We start from the raw sequence: 259 nt of genomic DNA, 5'->3' as shown, positions 1-259 counted from the left end.
AGCCGATAGGACGGGTGTTCACCTCTTCCCATCTCGAACAGAGAAGTTAAGCCCCGCACCGCTGATGATACTGGGATCAAACCCGGGAAAGTAAGTAAGCTCCAAGTTATTATTATCAAGCCCGCTACATCTTAGTGGGCTTTTTTTATGCCCTAATGGAATGGAGATTTCCATCAAACAATTATCGTTTAAAATCTGCTGTTGGACATGTTCCGTAGGGTCATGTCGAATGACAGATAATTGGAATTTGTAATTCCAT

The 259-nt window shown here is 42.9% G+C and carries 1 rRNA gene; it reads left to right on the top strand.

From position 1 onward, the window contains the following. A 5S ribosomal RNA gene (rrf, locus tag ESB04_RS12380) occupies positions 1-107 on the top strand; the annotation flags it as partial. Positions 108-259 lie beyond the last annotated feature (152 nt).

Source organism: Aquirufa rosea, from assembly GCF_004118285.1.
Taxonomy (GTDB): Bacteria; Bacteroidota; Bacteroidia; order Cytophagales; family Spirosomataceae; genus Aquirufa; species Aquirufa rosea.
This window is presented reverse-complemented; position numbering and strand designations above follow the sequence as displayed.